Source organism: Lysobacter sp. HA18 (assembly GCF_054057595.1).
In genome coordinates, this window is record NZ_JBSRZL010000001.1 from 1,563,007 (window position 1) to 1,579,371 (window position 16,365).

The following is a 16,365-nucleotide window of genomic DNA, read 5'->3' on the forward strand; positions in this document are numbered from 1 at the left end:
GGAGATGCCGGATCAAGGAGGTCGTAATGCTCATCCTGACGCGTCGCGTCGGCGAAACCCTGATGATCGGCGACTCGGTGTCGGTCACCGTGCTCGGCGTGAAGGGTAATCAGGTGCGGATCGGTATCACCGCACCGAAGGACGTCGCGGTTCACCGCGAAGAGATTTACCAGCGCATCCAGCGTGGCGGTGACGTACGCGACGAGGCGGCGGACGGCACGCAAGGATGACGATTGCCGCATTGCGGCCGGGGCGTTAACATCCCGGCCTCGCGGCGATCGCAGCGAGTAATTCCCGGAGACGTGCCCGAGAGGCCGAAGGGGCTCCCCTGCTAAGGGAGTATGGGGTCAAAAGCTCCATCGAGGGTTCGAATCCCTCCGTCTCCGCCAGTTGTATAGCCACGCAAGTGGCGAACGATCGCGGTAAAACTTCCGCGATCATCATCGAAAAGCGTTGACGAACATTGCATCGAACGTCATAATTTTTCGACTACGCGCCCGTAGCTCAGCTGGATAGAGCACCAGGCTACGAACTTGGGGGTCGGAGGTTCGAATCCTTCCGGGCGCGCCATACAAGACGAAGAGACCGACAGGAAACTGTCGGTCTTTTTGTTTGTGCGGTCGATAAGTTCGATGCGTTATTTGCGGGAAATCGAGCAATTCCCGGTCGACGCGTCTTCGAAGCGCGCACGCGTCAACGCAGACGGGGCTCAGTGCGCGTCGAGCAGGGCTGACACGACTTCGGTCGGTGCTTTCATCCATGCGAAGTGGTCGTCGCGCGTGCCGAGTTTGGCGGCATCCAGCAACGTCACCGCCGTCGACGCCGGCTGCATTTTTGCCATCAGGTAATCGAGCGACGCGCGCGGCGCTAGCCAGTCGTTGGCGAAGAGCACGGCCGTCAGCGGCGAAGTAACCGCTGCGAGCTTCGGTTCGATATCGCCGACGCCGGGCGCGGTGTAGCAGCCTGTGAGCCCCGTGCGCGACCAATCGCGAATCACGCCGCGTGCTTCGTTGCCACCGAAGCCGATGCGCCGCCCAGGCAGCGCGCCGAACCACATCGCCAGCGCGTTGAGCAGCCGATATGCGAGTGGAAGGCCGAAGCGCAGCGGTCGCGGGAAGGCACGCCAGTACGGTGCGCCGCTGGCGACCAGCCACAATTCGTGCGCGGGCTGCGCGGCGAGCGCCTGCGTGCAGCTCGCGAGTTGTCCGCCGAGACTGTGCCCGCCGAGCACGTGCACGCGATCAAACGTCCTGGCTGCGACTTCAAGCGTCGTCGGGATATCGACGGTGAGCAGTTCGCGGTACGCCCAATCGACCGATCGCGACGCGCGCAACGAACTGCTGCCGAAGCCACGCCACTCGTGCACGACGACCGCGACGCCGCGTGATGCGAGTTCCCGCGCGAATCCTTCGTAGCTGCGCGCAGGAACGCCCAGTGCCGGCAGCCATACGAGGCATCGATCCACGCGTTCGCCTTGCGCAACCAGCAAGTCCCAACGATGCCCGTCCGCCGCGGCCACCGGCGCCCACCGCACTTCCACGTTCATCGCGCAGCGCCGAAGTGGTCGAGAACGATGACGTCACTACGACCCGGCTTGTAACCAAGTGCAAGAGCGCGATGCACATAGTCGGTCGCGCGCGAGCAGGCGACGGCCAGCGACTGCCCGAGCGCCAGCTCCGCCGCGATCGCCGACGCCAGCGTGCAGCCGGTGCCATGTCCGCGTGCATCCAGTCGCGCATGCTCGAAGCGTTCGACACGCCCGCCGGGCATCGCGAGCGTGTCGATCAGCGGCCCGTTCCCGCGCAGATGGCCGCCCTTGAGCAGCACACCGCGTCCACCGCGCTCGATCAGCCGTTGTGCGGCGTCGAGCGCGTCATCGGCATCGATGATGTGGCGCGCGAGCAGCACTTCGCCTTCCGGAACATTCGGCGTCAGCACCGCTGCGATGGGCAGCAACCGATCGAGCACTGCGGTAATCGCGCTCGGATCGAGCAGCGAAGCACCAGACGTCGCGATCATCACCGGATCGACCACGACAGGCACCGGATGCTGGCGTTCGAGCGCATCGGCCACCGCATGGATGACCTCCGCGTTCGCCAGCATCCCGAGCTTCACCGCGCCGATGTCGAAGTCGTCGAAGCATGCGTCGATCTGCTCGGCGATGAAGGCCGGATCCGTCACCACGATGCCGGTGACGCCGCGTGTGTTCTGGGCCGTCAACGCGGCGATCGCGCTCAAACCGTGCACGCGATGCGCAGCGAACGTCTTGAGATCCGCCTGGATTCCGGCGCCACCGCCGGAATCCGATCCGGCGATCGTGAGGACGGAGACCGTCACAGCACGTCGGAGGCGAAGTCGGCCAGACGCGAGCGCTCGCCGCGACGCAGCGTGATGTGCGCGCTGTGCGGCCACGCCTTGAAGCGGTCGACGACGTAGGTGAGGCCCGATGTTGTCTCGGTGAGATACGGCGTATCGATCTGTTCGAGGTTGCCGAGGCAGACGATCTTCGTGCCCGGGCCGGCGCGCGTGATCAGCGTCTTCATCTGCTTCGGCGTGAGGTTCTGCGCCTCGTCGAGGATCACGTAGCGCGACAGGAACGTGCGGCCGCGCATGAAGTTCATCGAGCGGATCTTGATCCGCGAGGCGAGCAGGTCGTTCGTCGCGGCGCGTCCCCAGCTGCCGCCTTCCTGGTTGCTCGTAAGTACCTCGAGGTTGTCGGTCAGCGCGCCCATCCATGGCGTCATCTTTTCTTCCTCGGTGCCGGGCAGGAAACCGATGTCTTCGCCGACGCTCACTGTCGCGCGCGTCATGATGATTTCGCGATAGATCTGCTGGTCCATCGTCTGCGCAAGGCCCGCGGCAAGCGCGAGCAGCGTCTTGCCGGTGCCGGCGGTGCCGAGCAGCGAAACGAAGTCGACCTCCGGATTCATCAGTGCATTGAGCGCGAAGTTCTGCTCGCGATTACGCGCGTGGATGCCCCACACCGCGTGCTGCGGCGAGCGGAAGTCGTCGACGATCTGCAGTCGCACGCGATCGTCGTCCACGTCGACGACGCGCAGCTCCGCGTCTTCATCACCGGGCAGGTGCAGGAACTGGTTCGCGTACCAGTCGTCGCCGTCGACGCGCCCGACCTCGTAGTACGTGCGGCCGCGCTCCGTCCACGAACGCATGCCCTTACCGTGGCGCTGCCAGAAGTCCTCGGGCAGGGCGGTGACGCCGGTATAGAGCAGGTCGAGATCCGACAGCGCGCGATCGTTCTCGTAGTCCTCCGACAGCAGGCCGGCGATCGCGGCCTTGATGCGCAGGTTGATGTCCTTCGACACCAGCACGACTTCCGTGCCCGGCTCGCGGCTCTGCAGCGCTTCGACCGCGCCCAGGATGGCGTTGTCGGCGATCGCGGCCCCGAAGCGCGTGGACGCCTCGTCCGGCTTGGTCTGGAAGCGCAGGCGGCCGATCTTCTGCACGCCGCGCAGGTTCAGCCCCTCGGGCTGGACGAGCGGCACGCCGGCGACGAGCGCCTCGTGGCCGGCGGACTGGATCAGTTCGTTGAGGTAGCGACTGGCTTGGCGGGCGTTACGGCTGGCTTCGGAGGTGCCCTTCTTGCCCCGGTCGAGTTCCTCGATCACCTGCATCGGCAGGTAGACGTCGTGCTCCTCGAACCTGAACAACGCGGTCGGGTCGTGCATCAGGACGTTGGTGTCCAGCACGTAGATCCGCTTGCCTGCCGTCATCTGCCGCTCCGTGATGCGCGCGGTCGCGCGCGACACCTGCACCATACCGCCGCGCTCGTGACGCGAGAAGCGGATCAGGCGGACTGGAGCTCGCGCAGCGTCGAGAGCACCGCTGCGGCGTGGCCGGGCACCTTCACCGGGCGCCAGGCCTGCGCGACGCGGCCGTCGGGGCCGATCAGGAACGTGCTGCGCTCGATGCCGACGTAGTCGCGGCCGTAGAGCTTCTTGGGCTTGATGACGCCGAACGCGTTGCACACCGATTCGTCGGCATCGCTGGCGAGGTCGAACTTGAAGCCCTGCTTGGCGCAGAAGTTCTGATGCGACCTCAGCGAGTCGCGCGATACGCCGACGATCGTCGCATTCGCTGCGTCGAAATCGCCGAGCAGCGAATTGAAGTCCAGGCCTTCGGTCGTGCAGCCCGGCGTGCTGTCCTTCGGGTAGAAGTAGAGCACCAGCCAGCGACCGCGATAGCTGGACAGACGGCGCGTCTGCCCGCTCGACAGCGCAAGGTCCAGGTCAGGAACGAGGTCGCCGGTATCGATCGCCATGTCGATCAGAACTTCATCGGATCCATGATCGCGTCGAGGTTCAGGTGATCGCAGAACTCGAGGAAATCGTCGCGTAGCGCGGCGATGTGCATGCTCGACGGCACGCCGATGGTGAGCTGCGCCGAGAACATGTCGGCACCGGTCTGCATGGCGCGGTAGCGCGAGCAGTGCAGGGTTTCGATGGTGATGCCCTGGCGGTCGAAGAAGTCGGCGAGCTGGAACAGGATGCCGGCCTTGTCGGCGGCAACCACTTCGACCACGTACGGGAGAAGGCTGGACTGCACGGGCTTCGGGCCGGTGCGATACCAGACGAGCTTCAGGCCTTCCTCGCGCTCCAGGCGCGTCAGCATGGCCTCGAGCTTGGCGACGGCGTCCCACGAGCCCACGGCGAGCGCGGTCACCGAGACGTCGCGGCCCACGGTCGACAGGCGTGCGTCGACCATGTTGCAGCCACTGTCGGCGATCCGTCGCGTGACCATGAGCAACGGCGACGCGGGGTGAACCGTGTACGCGTTGATCAGCAGGTAATTTTCGTTCGGCGACGGCCGGGCAGCGGTGTCGGTCAAGGCGGCGCCTGCGATGGTGGGGTGGGGACCCGGCGGAAACGCCGGCGGAAGGCCGCGATCCGCGGTCGGACAGGATACTTGCCGCCGGTTTTTCGCCGCAAGTAACATCCGGGGCGCGCATACTGCGCGTCCCCACGACTTTTCCGCGCTCCGCGGAGGCCTTCCTTGCGACTGAGCGGCAGCATTACCGCGCTGGCGACGCCCTTCGACGCGTCCGGCGAACTCGATCTCGACGCATGGCAGCGGCTGCTGCGCATGCAGCTCGACGCCGGCACCCAGGCCGTCGTGGTGGCCGGCTCGACCGGCGAAGCCGCCGCGCTGCTCGATCCCGAATACGACCTCCTGCTGCGCACCGCGGTCGAGTCCGTCGGTGGGCGCATTCCGGTTCTCGCGGGTACGGGAACGTCGAACACGCTGAAGACGATCGAACTGACGCGCCGCGCCGCGGCGCTCGGTGCCGACGCCGCACTGATCGTCACGCCGCCGTATGTGCGGCCGACACAGGCCGGCCTGGTCGCGCATTACCGCGCGATCGCCAACGACGCCGCGCTGCCCGTCGTGCTCTACAACGTGCCCGGCCGGACGGGCTGCGACATGCTCCCGGAGACGGTCGCGGAACTCGTCGGCCATCCGCGCATCGTCGGTATCAAGGAAGCGGTGGGCGACGCCGAGCGCATGACCGCGTTGCTTGCGCTGCGCGACGAGAACTTTGCCGTGCTCAGCGGTGACGACCCGACCGCCGCGCGCGCCATGCTTCAGGGTGCCGATGGCATCATCTCCGTGGCGTCGAACGTCGTGCCCGGCATGTTCCGCCGTCTCGCGGACGCCGCGCGCTCGCGCGATTCGCGCACGAACGACATCGATGCGCAGCTCACCGGTTTGTACAATTTCCTCGGCATCGAACCGAACCCGATTCCGGTGAAGGCGATCCTCTCGCGACTCGGTATCGGCCACGGCCTGCGTCTTCCGCTGACGGATCTCTCGCCGGCGCATATCGATGCCGCAACGCGTTTCGCCGGCATCGCCCAACAACTCGAAAACGCCTGTCGCGACGCCGTCGCGGCCTGAACCCGGAGTCTTCATGTCCAAGCTGTCCGTCTTCGCCCGCACCTCGCTGGCTGTTGCGATCGTCGCCACCGCCTCGGGTTGCAGCTGGTTCCACCACGGCTCCGACAAGCTGTACGCCGGCTCGGCCGAGTCGCGTCCGCTCGAAGTGCCGCCGGACCTCGATGCGACCGCGACCACGCCGGCGACGTCCGCCAGCGCGACCGCGTCGGGCACTCAGCAGGCTGCAGCGTCGTCTTCGGCGCTCGGCTTCACCGTGCAGGGCACGCGCGACGACGTGTTCACCCGCGTCGGTACCGCGCTCGGCGGCGTTGCCGGCCTGACGATTGCGAATCGCGCACCGCTGATCGGCGCGTACGACGTCAACTACAGCGGTTCGAACTTCCTCGTGCGCGTCGCTGCGGCCGAGGGTGGCGTCTATGTGTCGGCGGTCGATCCGCGCGGCCTGCCGGCGACCGGCGATGCCGCGCGTCGCCTGGTCGGTGCACTGAAGGCTGCGCTCGCGCCGTAACGCGGGTCGTTGCCGGATACGAAAACGGGCGCCTCAGGGCGCCCGTTTCTTTTGTGTCGCGACGTCGCTGTCGATCAGCGTTCGAGCATCGGCAGCTTGTCGGGAACGCCTTCCCAGTCCTTCGCGTCCGGCATGCCGTCCTTGCGCGCCGTGATCGCCGGCCACGCCTTCGACAGCTCGGCATTGAGCGCGATGAACGCTTCCTGCCCGGCGGGAACATCGTCCTCCGGATAGATCGCGTTGATCGGGCATTCCGGCTCGCAGAGCGTGCAGTCGATGCACTCGTCGGGATCGATCACCAGGAAGTTCGGACCTTCGCGGAAACAGTCGACCGGACAGACCTCGACGCAGTCGGTGTACTTGCACTTGATGCAGTTCTCGGTGACGACGAAGGGCATGTTGGCGTTTCCGTTGGACGTGGCCGGATTATTCCCGACGCTTAAACGAAACAACCCGCGCATCGCTGCACGGGTTGGCGGTGTGGCCTGTCGCGACTCGAACCTGTGCGCCGGACCGTGTTGTATGGCGCTCCCTACGGGATTCGAACCCGTGTTTTAGCCTTGAGAGGGCCACGTCCTAGGCCTCTAGACGAAGGGAGCAGGGAACACGCTGGAAGCTCCGTCCAGCGCGGCTGGTAGTATAGGCGGGCTCAGTGTCCCGCGGCAATGGGCCGACCTCTCCACTTCGCGGCGCTGCCCGCTGATGACCGACGATTCCGACGCTTCCTTGACGATCATTCCACGCGACGCGCACAACGTTTCGCGCCGCGACATCAGCCCCAATGCGCTGCGTGTGTTGTACCGGCTGCGCGAGTCGGGCTTCGGTGCCCACCTCGTCGGCGGCGCCGTGCGCGACCTGCTCATCGGTGGTCATCCGAAAGACTTCGACATCGCAACCGACGCGACGCCCGAACAGGTGCGCGGGCTGTTTCGCAACTGCCGCCTGATCGGCCGCCGCTTCCGCCTCGCGCACGTCGTGTTCGGCCGCGAAATCATCGAAGTCGCCACGTTCCGCGCCGCACAGCCGGCCGATGACGATGTCGAGGCGCACGAGGTCGAGCAGGTGGTGCGCGACAACGTCTTCGGCAGCATCGAAGAAGACGCGGTGCGTCGCGACTTCACCGCGAACGCGCTGTATTACTCGATCGAGGATTTCTCGATCCGCGATTACGTTGGCGGCTTTGCCGACGTGCAGGCGCGCATCCTTCGATTGATCGGCGACCCGGAGCGCCGCTATCGCGAAGACCCGGTGCGCATGCTGCGCGCGGTGCGGCTGTCAGCGAAGCTCGGTTTTACGATCGAAGCCGCAACCGCCGAACCGATTCCGCGCCTTGCGCCGCTGCTCCGCGAAGCCGCACCCGCACGCCTGTTCGAGGAATGCCTGAAGCTGTTCCTGTCGGGCCATGCCGTGCAGAGCTTCCTCGGTCTCGAAGCGCACGACCTGCTGCCCGTGCTGTTCCCCGAAGCCGCCGCGGCGCTGCTTTCGAACCGCAGTGGCGCGCTGCGCCGCATGGTGCTGAAAGGCTTGGCCGATACCGATGCGCGCGTCGCCGCGGAAGAGCCCGTGTCGCCTGCGTTCCTGTTCGCGCTGTTGTTGTGGCCCGCGTATTGCCGCGCGCTCGCACGCCTGCAGGCCGACGGCATCAATGCGCCCGAAGCGCAGCAACGCGCTGCCGATCGAGTGACGTTGCATCAGATGGACGTGATCGCGTTGCCGCGTCGGTTTACGTTGCCGATGCAGGAAATCTGGCTGTTGCAGACGCGTTTCTCGCAGCGCCAGCGTCGCCGCGTGTTTCGCCTGCTGTCGCATCCGCGCTTTCGCGCCGCGTTCGATTTCCTCGTGCTGCGCCTCACCGCATCCGACGAACACAATGCCGACGTCGAGTTCTGGCGTGAGGCGCAGCAGCATCCGGACGCCGCGGTCGGCAATGCCGAAGCCGCAGCGGAAGACGAGGAGAACGGTGAGCGTCCGCGTCGCCGCCGTCGCCGCCGCCGCACGGCGGGCGGCCCGGAGTGAGTGCGCCCGTCGAGGCCTACATCGGGCTCGGCGCGAACATCGGTGACGCTGCTTCGACGATTCGCTTAGCGTTCGAGCAGCTCGACGCATGCGATGGCATTGACGTCACCGCGCGCTCCAGCCTCTACCGCACACCGGCCTGGGGCGTGACTGAGCAGCCGGACTTCATCAATGCCGTGGCGAAGGTCGCGACGGCCCTGACGCCGCAACAGCTGCTGGCTACGCTGCTGCGGCTCGAGCGCGATGCCGGGCGCGACCGTTGCACCGCGCTGCGCTGGGGCCCGCGCGAACTCGACCTCGACCTGCTGCTCTATGGCGACGTCGTCATCGAAGAAGACGGCCTTCGCGTGCCGCATCCGCATCTTCACGAGCGGGCCTTCGTGCTCGTGCCGCTGGCGGAGGTCGCGCGGGCGTTGGTCGTGCCGGGCCACGGGCCGGTCGCAGCGTTGCGCGAGCGCGTGGCGACCGGCGACATCGAGGCGCTACGCTAGGGCCATGTACACGAACGCCGCCGGCGACACGACGTCGCCCGTCACCCTCCCGCAGCTGCTGCAGGCGCGCCACGAAGGCCGCCGCATCACCATGCTCACCTGTTACGACGCCGGCTTCGCGCGTGCGATCGATGCCGCGGGCGTCGACACCGTGCTCGTCGGTGACTCGCTCGGCATGGTGGTGCAGGGGCGTCGCAGCACGATCCCGGTGACGGTGCGCGCGGTCGAATACCACGTCGCCTGCGTCGCGCGCGGTTTGCGTCGCGCATTCCTGATTGCCGACATGCCGTTCCAGTCGGATGCAACATCCGAAACCGCGCTCGAAGCGGCAACGCAGTTCCTGCGTGCCGGCGCGTCGATGGTCAAGATTGAAGGTGCGGGCTTCAAGCTCGACGTCATTCGTCATCTCGTCGAACGCGAGATTCCGGTATGCGCGCATCTCGGGTTGACGCCGCAGTCGGTGCTGCGGCTCGGCGGCTACAAGGTGCAGGGCAAGACCGACGAAGCCGCTGAAAAGCTGGTCGCCGACGCACATGCGGTGGAAGCCGCGGGCGCATCGATGCTGGTACTCGAATGCGTGCCGAGTGCGCTTGCTGCGCGGATCACCGACGCGTTGTCGATCCCGACCATCGGTATCGGTGCCGGCCCGGACTGCACCGGCCAAGTCCTGGTGCTGCACGACATGCTCGGCCTGCGACATGGCCGCGCGCCGCGTTTCGTCAAGGATTTCCTCGCTACCGGCGGAAGCATTTCCGGCGCGTTCGAAGCTTACGTACGCGAGGTGCACGACGGCACGTTCCCCGCGCCCGAGCACGGATACGCCTGAGCCATGACGACCGTGCTCCATGACCTCGCGCAACTGCGCGACACGGTGCGCGGCTGGGCGCGCGCAGGTGAGCGCATTGCGTTCGTGCCCACCATGGGCAACCTGCACGCCGGTCATTTTTCGCTTGTACGGCAGGCGCGCGAACGCGCCGATCGTGTCGTCGCAAGCGTATTCGTCAATCCGACGCAGTTCGGACCGAACGAGGATTTCGCGCGCTATCCGCGCACGCCAGAGCAGGATGTCGCTGGCCTGCGCGATGCAGGCTGCGACGTGCTTTGGATGCCGGACGTCGAAACCATGTATCCGTTCGGCGCGTCCAACGCGGTGCAGGTGCGCGTGCCGGGCGTGACCGACGTGCTGGAAGGCGCGCATCGCCCAGGGCATTTCGATGGCGTCGCCACGGTTGTCGCTCGCCTGTTCCTGCAGGTGCAGCCCGACGTCGCGGTGTTCGGTCGCAAGGATTACCAGCAGCTCGCGGTCATTCGTTACATGGCGCGCGAAATGTCGTTTCCTGTCGAGATCGTGGCGGCGACGACCGTCCGCGAGACCGACGGCCTGGCGATGAGTTCGCGCAACCAGTACCTGTCGCAGGACGAGCGCCCGCGTGCAGTCGAGATCCATCGCGTCCTGCAGGCCATGCGCGAAGCCACGATAGCGATGCGCGAGCGGGGCGACGTCGAAGCCGAGGCGACGAAGCAGCTGGCCGACCTCGGCTTCGACGTCGACTACGCCGTCGTGCGTCGGCGGGATCTGATCGAGCCGACGTCCGACGACACTGCGCTCGTCGCGCTGATCGCCGCCCGGCTCGGCCGCACCCGCCTGATCGATAACCTCGAGTTCGAGCGGCCCAGCGCTGCCTGAACGGCGCATGTTGCAGCGCGCCATGCGCTGCTAGACTTCATGTTTTCCAGTGCCCGCAGCCTGCGGGACGAGCTCGCCGCCATGCTCCTGAACATGCTCAAGGCCAAGATCCATCGTGCCACCGTCACCCACGCCGAGTTGCACTACGAAGGCTCGTGCGCGATCGACGGGCGCCTGCTCGACATCTCGGGCATCCGCGAGTACGAGCAGATCCACATCTGGAACGTGAACCAAGGCACGCGCTTCGTGACCTATGCGATCCGTGCGGAAGAGGGCAGCGGCACGATTTCCGTCAATGGCGCAGCCGCGCATCTGGCGCAGCCCGGCGACCTCGTCATCATCGCCGCGTACGGACAATGCGATGAGGCGGAAGCCGCCAAGTTCAAGCCGATGTGCGTCTACGTCGACCGCGACAACCGCCTGACCCACACCAACCAGTCGATCCCCGCACAGGCCGCGTAACGCATGTCCATCGCCGACCGCCTCAGCCCGTTGCGCGCCGAGGCGGCGCGCGTAAGCCAGACACCGCTCCGCGACCTCGTCGCCGACGATCCCGATCGGGCACGCGATTTCGCGCTGCGGGTCGGTCCGATCCACGCCAGCTTCGCCCGCCAGCGCTACGACCGTGTAGCGCTCGATGCCTTGTTCCGCCTCGGCGAATCGCTGGATTTCGAGGGCCGCGTTCGCGCGCTGTTCGACGGCGAGCAGGTCAACGTCACCGAGCGTCGTCCGGCGCTGCATACCGCGCTGCGCAGTGATCTTGTCGATGCCGAAACTGCCCGTACTTCGAATGCGATGGCACGCGAAGCACGAGTTTCCATGCGCGCTGTGGTCGATGCGATCGTCGCGTCTGGCGTCACCGACGTCGTCAGCGTCGGTATCGGCGGCTCCGACCTCGGCCCGCGCCTTGCGGTAGACGCGCTCGCGCCGGTCGGGGGCTCGCGCATTCGCGTGCACTTCCTGTCGAATGTCGACGGGCATGCCGCTCAGCGCGTTCTGGCCGGGCTCGATCCGTTGCGCACCGCCGCGCTGATGATTTCCAAGACCTTCGGCACGCAGGAAACGCTGCTCAACGGCCGCGTGCTGCGTGACTGGCTGGGCGACGATTCGCGCCTCTACGCGATCAGCGCAAACGTCGCGCGTGCGGCTGAGTTCGGCATTCCGGCCGAGCGCATCCTGCCGATGTGGGATTGGGTCGGCGGTCGTTATTCGATGTGGTCGACGGTCGGCCTACCGATCGCGATCGCGATCGGCATGGATGGCTTCGAAGCCTTGCTGGACGGTGCCGCGGAGATGGACGCGCACGTTCTTCGCGAACCGGTGCGTCGCAACCTCGCCGCGTGGCATGCGCTGACGGCGGTGTGGAATCGCAATGCGCTTGACCTCCGCCAGCCAGGCCGTCCTGCCTTACGACGAACGACTTCGTCTCCTGCCGAACTACCTGCAGCAGCTGGTGATGGAAAGCCTCGGCAAGTCCGTGCAGATCGACGGCACGTCGGTCGACGTCGATACGGTGCCCGTGTGGTGGGGCGGCCCGGGTACCGACACCCAGCACAGCTTCTTTCAGGCGCTGCACCAGGGCACGACGCCTGTCCCATGCGACTTCCTCGGCGTCGTGCAGGGCGACGCGCCGTATCGCGACAACCACGACGCGCTGCTGTCGAACCTGCTTGCGCAGAGCCAGGCGTTCGCGAACGGGCAGGACAGCGAGGATCCGCATCGCCGCTATCCGGGTGGCCGGCCGAACACGATGCTGTTGCTCGACGCCCTGACGCCGCGCTCGCTCGGCGCGCTGATCGCGATGTACGAGCACAGCGTCTACCTGCAATCTGTGGTGTGGGGCATTAACGCGTTCGATCAGTTCGGCGTCGAGCTCGGCAAGCAGATCGCGAACACGCTGCTGCCGGCGGTGCGCGGCGAATCGGAAGCGGATGACCCGGTAACGCGGGCGCTGCTCGACGAGATTTCGCAGCGGCGTTAGTCGGCGTTGCGCTGATCGCGCGGCCCGTGGCGACGAGCGGCGCTGCCGGTGTCGCGGCTCGTTGTTCAGCCCTTGCGTTTGTTGCTCGACGAACGCGGCTTCGCTGCCGAAGTCGTCTTCTTCACGGCGGTGCGCTTGCCGGTCTTGGAAGCCGACGCCTTGGTCGACGGACGCTTCGTGCCTCTGGGTGGCGCCACCTTCTTCGCAGGCGCTGCTTTCTTCGCAAATGCGCGCTTGTTATTCGACACTGACTTCTTCCCGACAGCCCGCTTCGTCGTAGCCGTGCCGGCGGCCTTCTTCGTTGTTGGCTTCTTCTTCGCAGCCGCAGGCTTCGTGGCGCCGTCGGCCTTCTTGATCCGCGGCGCAGGCAACGCTGCTGCCGTTGCATCGAGCAAGCCACGCAGCCATTGCCCTTCGTCCCAGCCATCGGGCGGCAGCCGCAGATAGTCCTTGGCGCCGGGGTAGGGCGGGCCGAACGCGAGCACACCTGCGGCCGTCATCGCATCGCGTCCCACCGGCGTGTCCTTGACGAACAGCACGTCGTCGCAGACGAACGCGACCGGCAGCCCTTCGCGATACAGACAGTACTCACCGAACATGCGACGCGTGCTGTACGACGCGCCGCGCGTGCCGAGCTGGTCCATCAGGAATTCGATCGTGCCGGGGTCGGTCGCCATGCGGTCCTCAGGCTGTGCGTTGTGCGTGTCGTAGGAGCGCCCATTGAACACACTCGCGTACGACCGCGTCTTCGATGTCGCGACGTGAATCGAGCGCCGCGATCACTTCGGAAGTCGTCGGCGCATTTCCGAGTGCGATCGCGATATTACGCAGCCAGCGCGAATGTCCGCTGCGGCGGATCGCTGTGCCTTCGGTGCGGCGAAGGAAGTCGTCCTCGCTCCACGCGAACAGCTCGGGCAACGTCGCAGTATCGAGATCGTTGCGCGCGCGGAAGTCCGGCTCGTCGGTGCGGCGCGCGAACTTGTTCCACGGGCAGACGAGCTGGCAGTCGTCGCAGCCGAAGATGCGGTTGCCCATGAGCGGACGAAGCTCAGGGTCGATCGGGCCTTCGTGTTCGATCGTCAGGTAGGAAATGCAGCGACGCGCATCCAGACGGTTCGCACCGACGATCGCCTGCGTCGGGCAGATATCGATGCAACGCGTGCAGGTGCCGCAGTGCGCCGTGGCCGGGGGATCCACGGGGAGCGCGATGTCGACGTAGATCTCGCCCAGGAAGAACCACGAGCCGCCGTTCCGATCGATCAGGCAGGTGTGCTTGCCGATCCAGCCGAGCCCCGCATTGCGCGCAAGTGCACGTTCGAGCACCGGCGCCGAGTCCACGAACACGCGATGTCCGAACGGACCGATCTCCGCCGCGATCCGGTCCGCAAGCTTCTGCAGGCGGTTACGCATGAGCTTGTGATAGTCGCGGCCCAGTGCGTAGCGCGCGACATACGCGCGTTCGCCGTCGTCGAGCGTCGCCCAGGCTTCCTCGTCGTCGCGACGCCCGTAGTCGAGGCCGACGCTGATCACGCGCAACGTGCCCGGCAACAACTCGGCAGGACGCGCGCGCTTGCTGCCGTGGCGCGCCATCCAGTCCATGGTTCCGTGCAGGCCGCGATCCAGCCAGTCGGCGAGGAAGGCTTCGTCCTCGGCAAGTTCGACGCCGCTGATGCCGCAGCGCTGGAAGCCCATCTCGCGCGCAAGCTCCCGCACCCGCGCGCCCATGGCGGCGAGATCGACGGGCGCGTCGGACACGGCGGCGAGGCTCATGGGCCAAGTATAGAATCCGGCCATGCGCGACCTTCCGCCGCTGTTCGACACCGATTCAGTGCGGCGCTTCGAGGCGGCCGCGATCGCCGCGGTGGGCGACGAATCGATCCTCATGGAACGCGCCGGGCAGATGGCTTGGCAGCGCGTCCTGGAGCTGTGGCCCGCGGCGGCGCGACTGCTCGTGGTCTGCGGCGCGGGCGGCAACGGTGGCGACGGTTTCGTGCTCGCGCGGCTGGCGCATGCGTCGGGGCGCGACGTGCAGGTGATCGAATATCGACCGACCGGTTCCGCGCATGTCGCGGCATGCCGGGCGCGCGATGTCTATGTCGAGGCAGACGGACGACTCGATAGCTGGAGCGGCGCGTTGCCCGAGGCCGATGTCGTCGTCGATGCGCTGTTCGGCATCGGACTCTCGCGCGAGCCACGTGCCGAAGCCGTCGCGCTGATCGAGGCGATCAACGCGCACGGTGCGCCTGTGCTTTCGCTCGATGTGCCCAGCGGGGCGGATGCACGCGGCGTCGCGGGCATTGCGGTACAGGCGACGTCGACGCTGGAGTTCCTGCTGTCGAAAGCGGTATTGCGCAGCGGGCCGGCGCTCGGCCACGCGGGAGTGGTTGCATGTGCGTCGCTGGATGTGCCGGCGTCCATCGATGTTCCTGTACGTTGCGCGAGCCTCGCAGCGGTCGACGCACTCGCGCACTGGCTACGCCCGCGCGGTCGCGATAGCCACAAGGGCGACAACGGTCGAGTCACCTGCATCGGCGGCGACCACGGTAGCGGCGGCGCCGTCCTGCTGTGCGCAGAAGGTGCTCTCCGCGCGGGTGCCGGGCTGGTGCGCGTGCATACGCGCGATACGCACCTCGCGCCGCTGCTGGCGCGCTTGCCAGAAGCGATGGCGGCGCCGGAGGCCGACGAGTTCGACGCCGACTGGCCCGACGTCGTGGTCATCGGTCCCGGGCTCGGACAAGGCAACTGGGGCTTCGCGCATCTGCACCACGTGCTCGACAGCGACGTCGCGACGGTGTTCGACGCCGACGCGTTGAACCTGGTCGCGCGCCACGCGTTCAAGGTCAAGCCCGATTCGGTGCTGACGCCGCATCCGGGCGAAGCTGCGCGTCTGCTCGGCATCAAGACCGGGGCCGTCCAGCGCGACCGTCTGGGTGCCGCGGCGCAACTCGTCGAGCGCTACGGCGCGGTGGTCGTGCTGAAGGGCGCCGGCACCGTGATCGCGGCGCCGGGCAACACGCCTGTAGTACTCGATGCCGGAAATCCCGGCATGGCTGTCGGTGGCATGGGCGATCTGCTTGCCGGCGTCATCGCGGCACTGCGCGCACAGGGCCTTTCATCGTTCGACGCGGCCTGCTGCGGCGCACTGCTGCACTCGGCCGCTGCGGATATCACTGCGGCGGAGAAAGGCGAGCGCGGAATGCTGCCGTCGGATGTATTGCCGCCGTTGCGGCGACTCGCGAATCCCGCATGAAATTCGAACTCGCCGACGCCGACGCCACCGCCGCGCTCGGCCGAGCCTTGGCGCGGACGCGACCGCGGCATGGCGTCGTGCATCTGATCGGCGATCTCGGCGCGGGCAAGTCCACGCTCGCCCGCGCGCTGCTTCGCGAGCTCGGTGTCACCGGTGCGATCCGCAGCCCGACGTACACGCTGGTCGAGCGCTACACGGTGGAGGGCGGGGAGGCGTGGCATCTCGACCTGTACCGGATCGGCAATCCGGGCGAACTCGACTTTCTGGGCCTCGACCCGGCCGACGCGGTGCTCTGGCTGGTCGAATGGCCCGAGCGGGGCGGGGCGGCGCTACCGCCGCCGGACCTGCGCATCCACCTGGAACTGTCTGCAACGGGGCGCAACGTCGAAATAACGCCCAATTCACCTGCCTCTGACCGGTGGTTGACGGACGCGTCGGCCGTCTTCACATCTGGCGATCTTCACGGCTGACGGAGAAGTCCGCGCCAGGTCACGGATTCACAAGGGAAAAGTCGCTTGC

Annotated in this window: 18 protein-coding genes, 3 tRNA genes and 1 pseudogene; 13 read left to right on the top strand and 9 right to left on the bottom strand. The window is 66.9% G+C overall.

Translation table 11 applies throughout. The features are described from left to right. Positions 1–26: 26 nt before the first annotated feature. The 3 genes from csrA (at position 27) to ACVWWW_RS07925 (ending at position 570) form a co-directional block, all read left to right on the top strand. Positions 27–230: a carbon storage regulator CsrA gene (gene csrA, locus ACVWWW_RS07915; protein ID WP_027082928.1), complete on the top strand. Its 204-nt coding sequence runs from the start codon at positions 27–29 to the stop codon at positions 228–230. Positions 231–296: 66 nt separating this feature from the next. After that, positions 297–389 (top strand) — tRNA-Ser (locus ACVWWW_RS07920). A 104-nt stretch (positions 390–493) separates the two neighbouring features. Beyond that, positions 494–570, top strand: a tRNA-Arg gene (locus ACVWWW_RS07925). 139 nt (positions 571–709) lie between these two features. On the opposite strand, the gene ACVWWW_RS07930 is transcribed toward ACVWWW_RS07925, so the two are convergent. The 5 genes from ACVWWW_RS07930 to ACVWWW_RS07950 form a co-directional block, all read right to left on the bottom strand. Then, positions 710–1,465 (bottom strand): alpha/beta hydrolase family protein, encoded by a 756-nt coding sequence (locus ACVWWW_RS07930; RefSeq protein WP_456998668.1) that lies wholly within the window; start codon positions 1,463–1,465, stop codon positions 710–712. A gap of 77 nt (positions 1,466–1,542) precedes the next feature. After that, positions 1,543–2,337 (bottom strand): bifunctional hydroxymethylpyrimidine kinase/phosphomethylpyrimidine kinase, encoded by a 795-nt coding sequence (gene thiD / locus ACVWWW_RS07935; RefSeq protein WP_027082930.1) that lies wholly within the window; start codon positions 2,335–2,337, stop codon positions 1,543–1,545. Beyond that, positions 2,334–3,731, bottom strand: a complete 1,398-nt coding sequence (locus ACVWWW_RS07940; RefSeq protein ID WP_027082931.1) for a PhoH family protein — start codon at positions 3,729–3,731, stop codon at positions 2,334–2,336. The genes thiD and ACVWWW_RS07940 overlap by 4 nt, the downstream gene beginning before the upstream one ends. Positions 3,732–3,805: 74 nt before the next feature. Further along, positions 3,806–4,288, bottom strand: a complete 483-nt coding sequence (locus ACVWWW_RS07945; RefSeq protein WP_456998746.1) for a peroxiredoxin — start codon at positions 4,286–4,288, stop codon at positions 3,806–3,808. After that, the gene (locus tag ACVWWW_RS07950) at positions 4,285–4,953 is read right to left on the bottom strand and encodes a glycine cleavage system protein R (RefSeq protein ID WP_155914272.1); all 669 of its coding nucleotides are present in this window, start codon (positions 4,951–4,953) and stop codon (positions 4,285–4,287) included. The genes ACVWWW_RS07945 and ACVWWW_RS07950 overlap by 4 nt, the downstream gene beginning before the upstream one ends. Positions 4,954–5,010: 57 nt before the next feature. On the opposite strand from ACVWWW_RS07950, the gene dapA reads away from it, so the two are divergent. Next, positions 5,011–5,913, top strand: coding sequence for a 4-hydroxy-tetrahydrodipicolinate synthase (gene dapA / locus ACVWWW_RS07955; protein WP_027082934.1), 903 nt, complete (start codon positions 5,011–5,013; stop codon positions 5,911–5,913). 13 nt (positions 5,914–5,926) lie between these two features. Continuing rightward, positions 5,927–6,421 carry a hypothetical protein gene (locus tag ACVWWW_RS07960; RefSeq protein ID WP_027082935.1) on the top strand — a complete coding sequence of 165 codons (495 nt, stop codon included), beginning with the start codon at positions 5,927–5,929 and terminating at the stop codon, positions 6,419–6,421. A gap of 74 nt (positions 6,422–6,495) precedes the next feature. Here ACVWWW_RS07960 and fdxA read toward each other — a convergent pair whose 3' ends face one another. After that, complete coding sequence (gene fdxA, locus ACVWWW_RS07965; RefSeq protein ID WP_027082936.1) at positions 6,496–6,819, bottom strand: ferredoxin FdxA; 324 nt, start codon at positions 6,817–6,819, stop codon at positions 6,496–6,498. A 125-nt stretch (positions 6,820–6,944) separates the two neighbouring features. After that, positions 6,945–7,020 (bottom strand) — tRNA-Glu (locus tag ACVWWW_RS07970). Positions 7,021–7,123: 103 nt separating this feature from the next. Between ACVWWW_RS07970 and pcnB the strand changes: the two genes are divergently transcribed. The 6 genes and pseudogenes from pcnB (at position 7,124) to pgi (ending at position 12,596) form a co-directional block, all read left to right on the top strand. After that, the gene (gene pcnB / locus ACVWWW_RS07975) at positions 7,124–8,437 is read left to right on the top strand and encodes a polynucleotide adenylyltransferase PcnB (protein ID WP_036141925.1); all 1,314 of its coding nucleotides are present in this window, start codon (positions 7,124–7,126) and stop codon (positions 8,435–8,437) included. Then, entirely contained in the window at positions 8,434–8,928 is a 495-nt protein-coding gene (gene folK, locus ACVWWW_RS07980; RefSeq protein WP_027082938.1) for a 2-amino-4-hydroxy-6-hydroxymethyldihydropteridine diphosphokinase, read from the top strand. Before pcnB ends, folK begins: the two co-directional genes overlap by 4 nt. Positions 8,929–8,932: 4 nt before the next feature. Continuing rightward, complete coding sequence (gene panB / locus ACVWWW_RS07985) at positions 8,933–9,754, top strand: 3-methyl-2-oxobutanoate hydroxymethyltransferase (protein ID WP_027082939.1); 822 nt, start codon at positions 8,933–8,935, stop codon at positions 9,752–9,754. A 3-nt stretch (positions 9,755–9,757) separates the two neighbouring features. Beyond that, entirely contained in the window at positions 9,758–10,615 is an 858-nt protein-coding gene (gene panC / locus ACVWWW_RS07990; protein WP_027082940.1) for a pantoate--beta-alanine ligase, read from the top strand. Positions 10,616–10,696: 81 nt separating this feature from the next. Further along, positions 10,697–11,077, top strand: coding sequence for an aspartate 1-decarboxylase (gene panD, locus ACVWWW_RS07995; RefSeq protein ID WP_027082941.1), 381 nt, complete (start codon positions 10,697–10,699; stop codon positions 11,075–11,077). 3 nt (positions 11,078–11,080) lie between these two features. Beyond that, positions 11,081–12,596 (top strand): annotated as a pseudogene (gene pgi / locus ACVWWW_RS08000) (glucose-6-phosphate isomerase). 65 nt (positions 12,597–12,661) lie between these two features. Here the strand turns inward: pgi and ACVWWW_RS08005 are convergent. Both ACVWWW_RS08005 and queG read right to left on the bottom strand, forming a co-directional pair. After that, positions 12,662–13,273, bottom strand: a complete 612-nt coding sequence (locus tag ACVWWW_RS08005; protein WP_081672073.1) for a TfoX/Sxy family protein — start codon at positions 13,271–13,273, stop codon at positions 12,662–12,664. Positions 13,274–13,280: 7 nt separating this feature from the next. Next, a complete protein-coding gene (gene queG, locus ACVWWW_RS08010) occupies positions 13,281–14,366 on the bottom strand; it encodes a tRNA epoxyqueuosine(34) reductase QueG (protein ID WP_036142522.1) in 1,086 nt (361 codons plus the stop codon). A gap of 22 nt (positions 14,367–14,388) precedes the next feature. On the opposite strand from queG, the gene ACVWWW_RS08015 reads away from it, so the two are divergent. After that, entirely contained in the window at positions 14,389–15,846 is a 1,458-nt protein-coding gene (locus tag ACVWWW_RS08015; RefSeq protein WP_027082944.1) for a bifunctional ADP-dependent NAD(P)H-hydrate dehydratase/NAD(P)H-hydrate epimerase, read from the top strand. Beyond that, entirely contained in the window at positions 15,843–16,316 is a 474-nt protein-coding gene (tsaE, locus tag ACVWWW_RS08020; protein ID WP_027082945.1) for a tRNA (adenosine(37)-N6)-threonylcarbamoyltransferase complex ATPase subunit type 1 TsaE, read from the top strand. The genes ACVWWW_RS08015 and tsaE overlap by 4 nt, the downstream gene beginning before the upstream one ends. Positions 16,317–16,365: the final 49 nt, after the last annotated feature.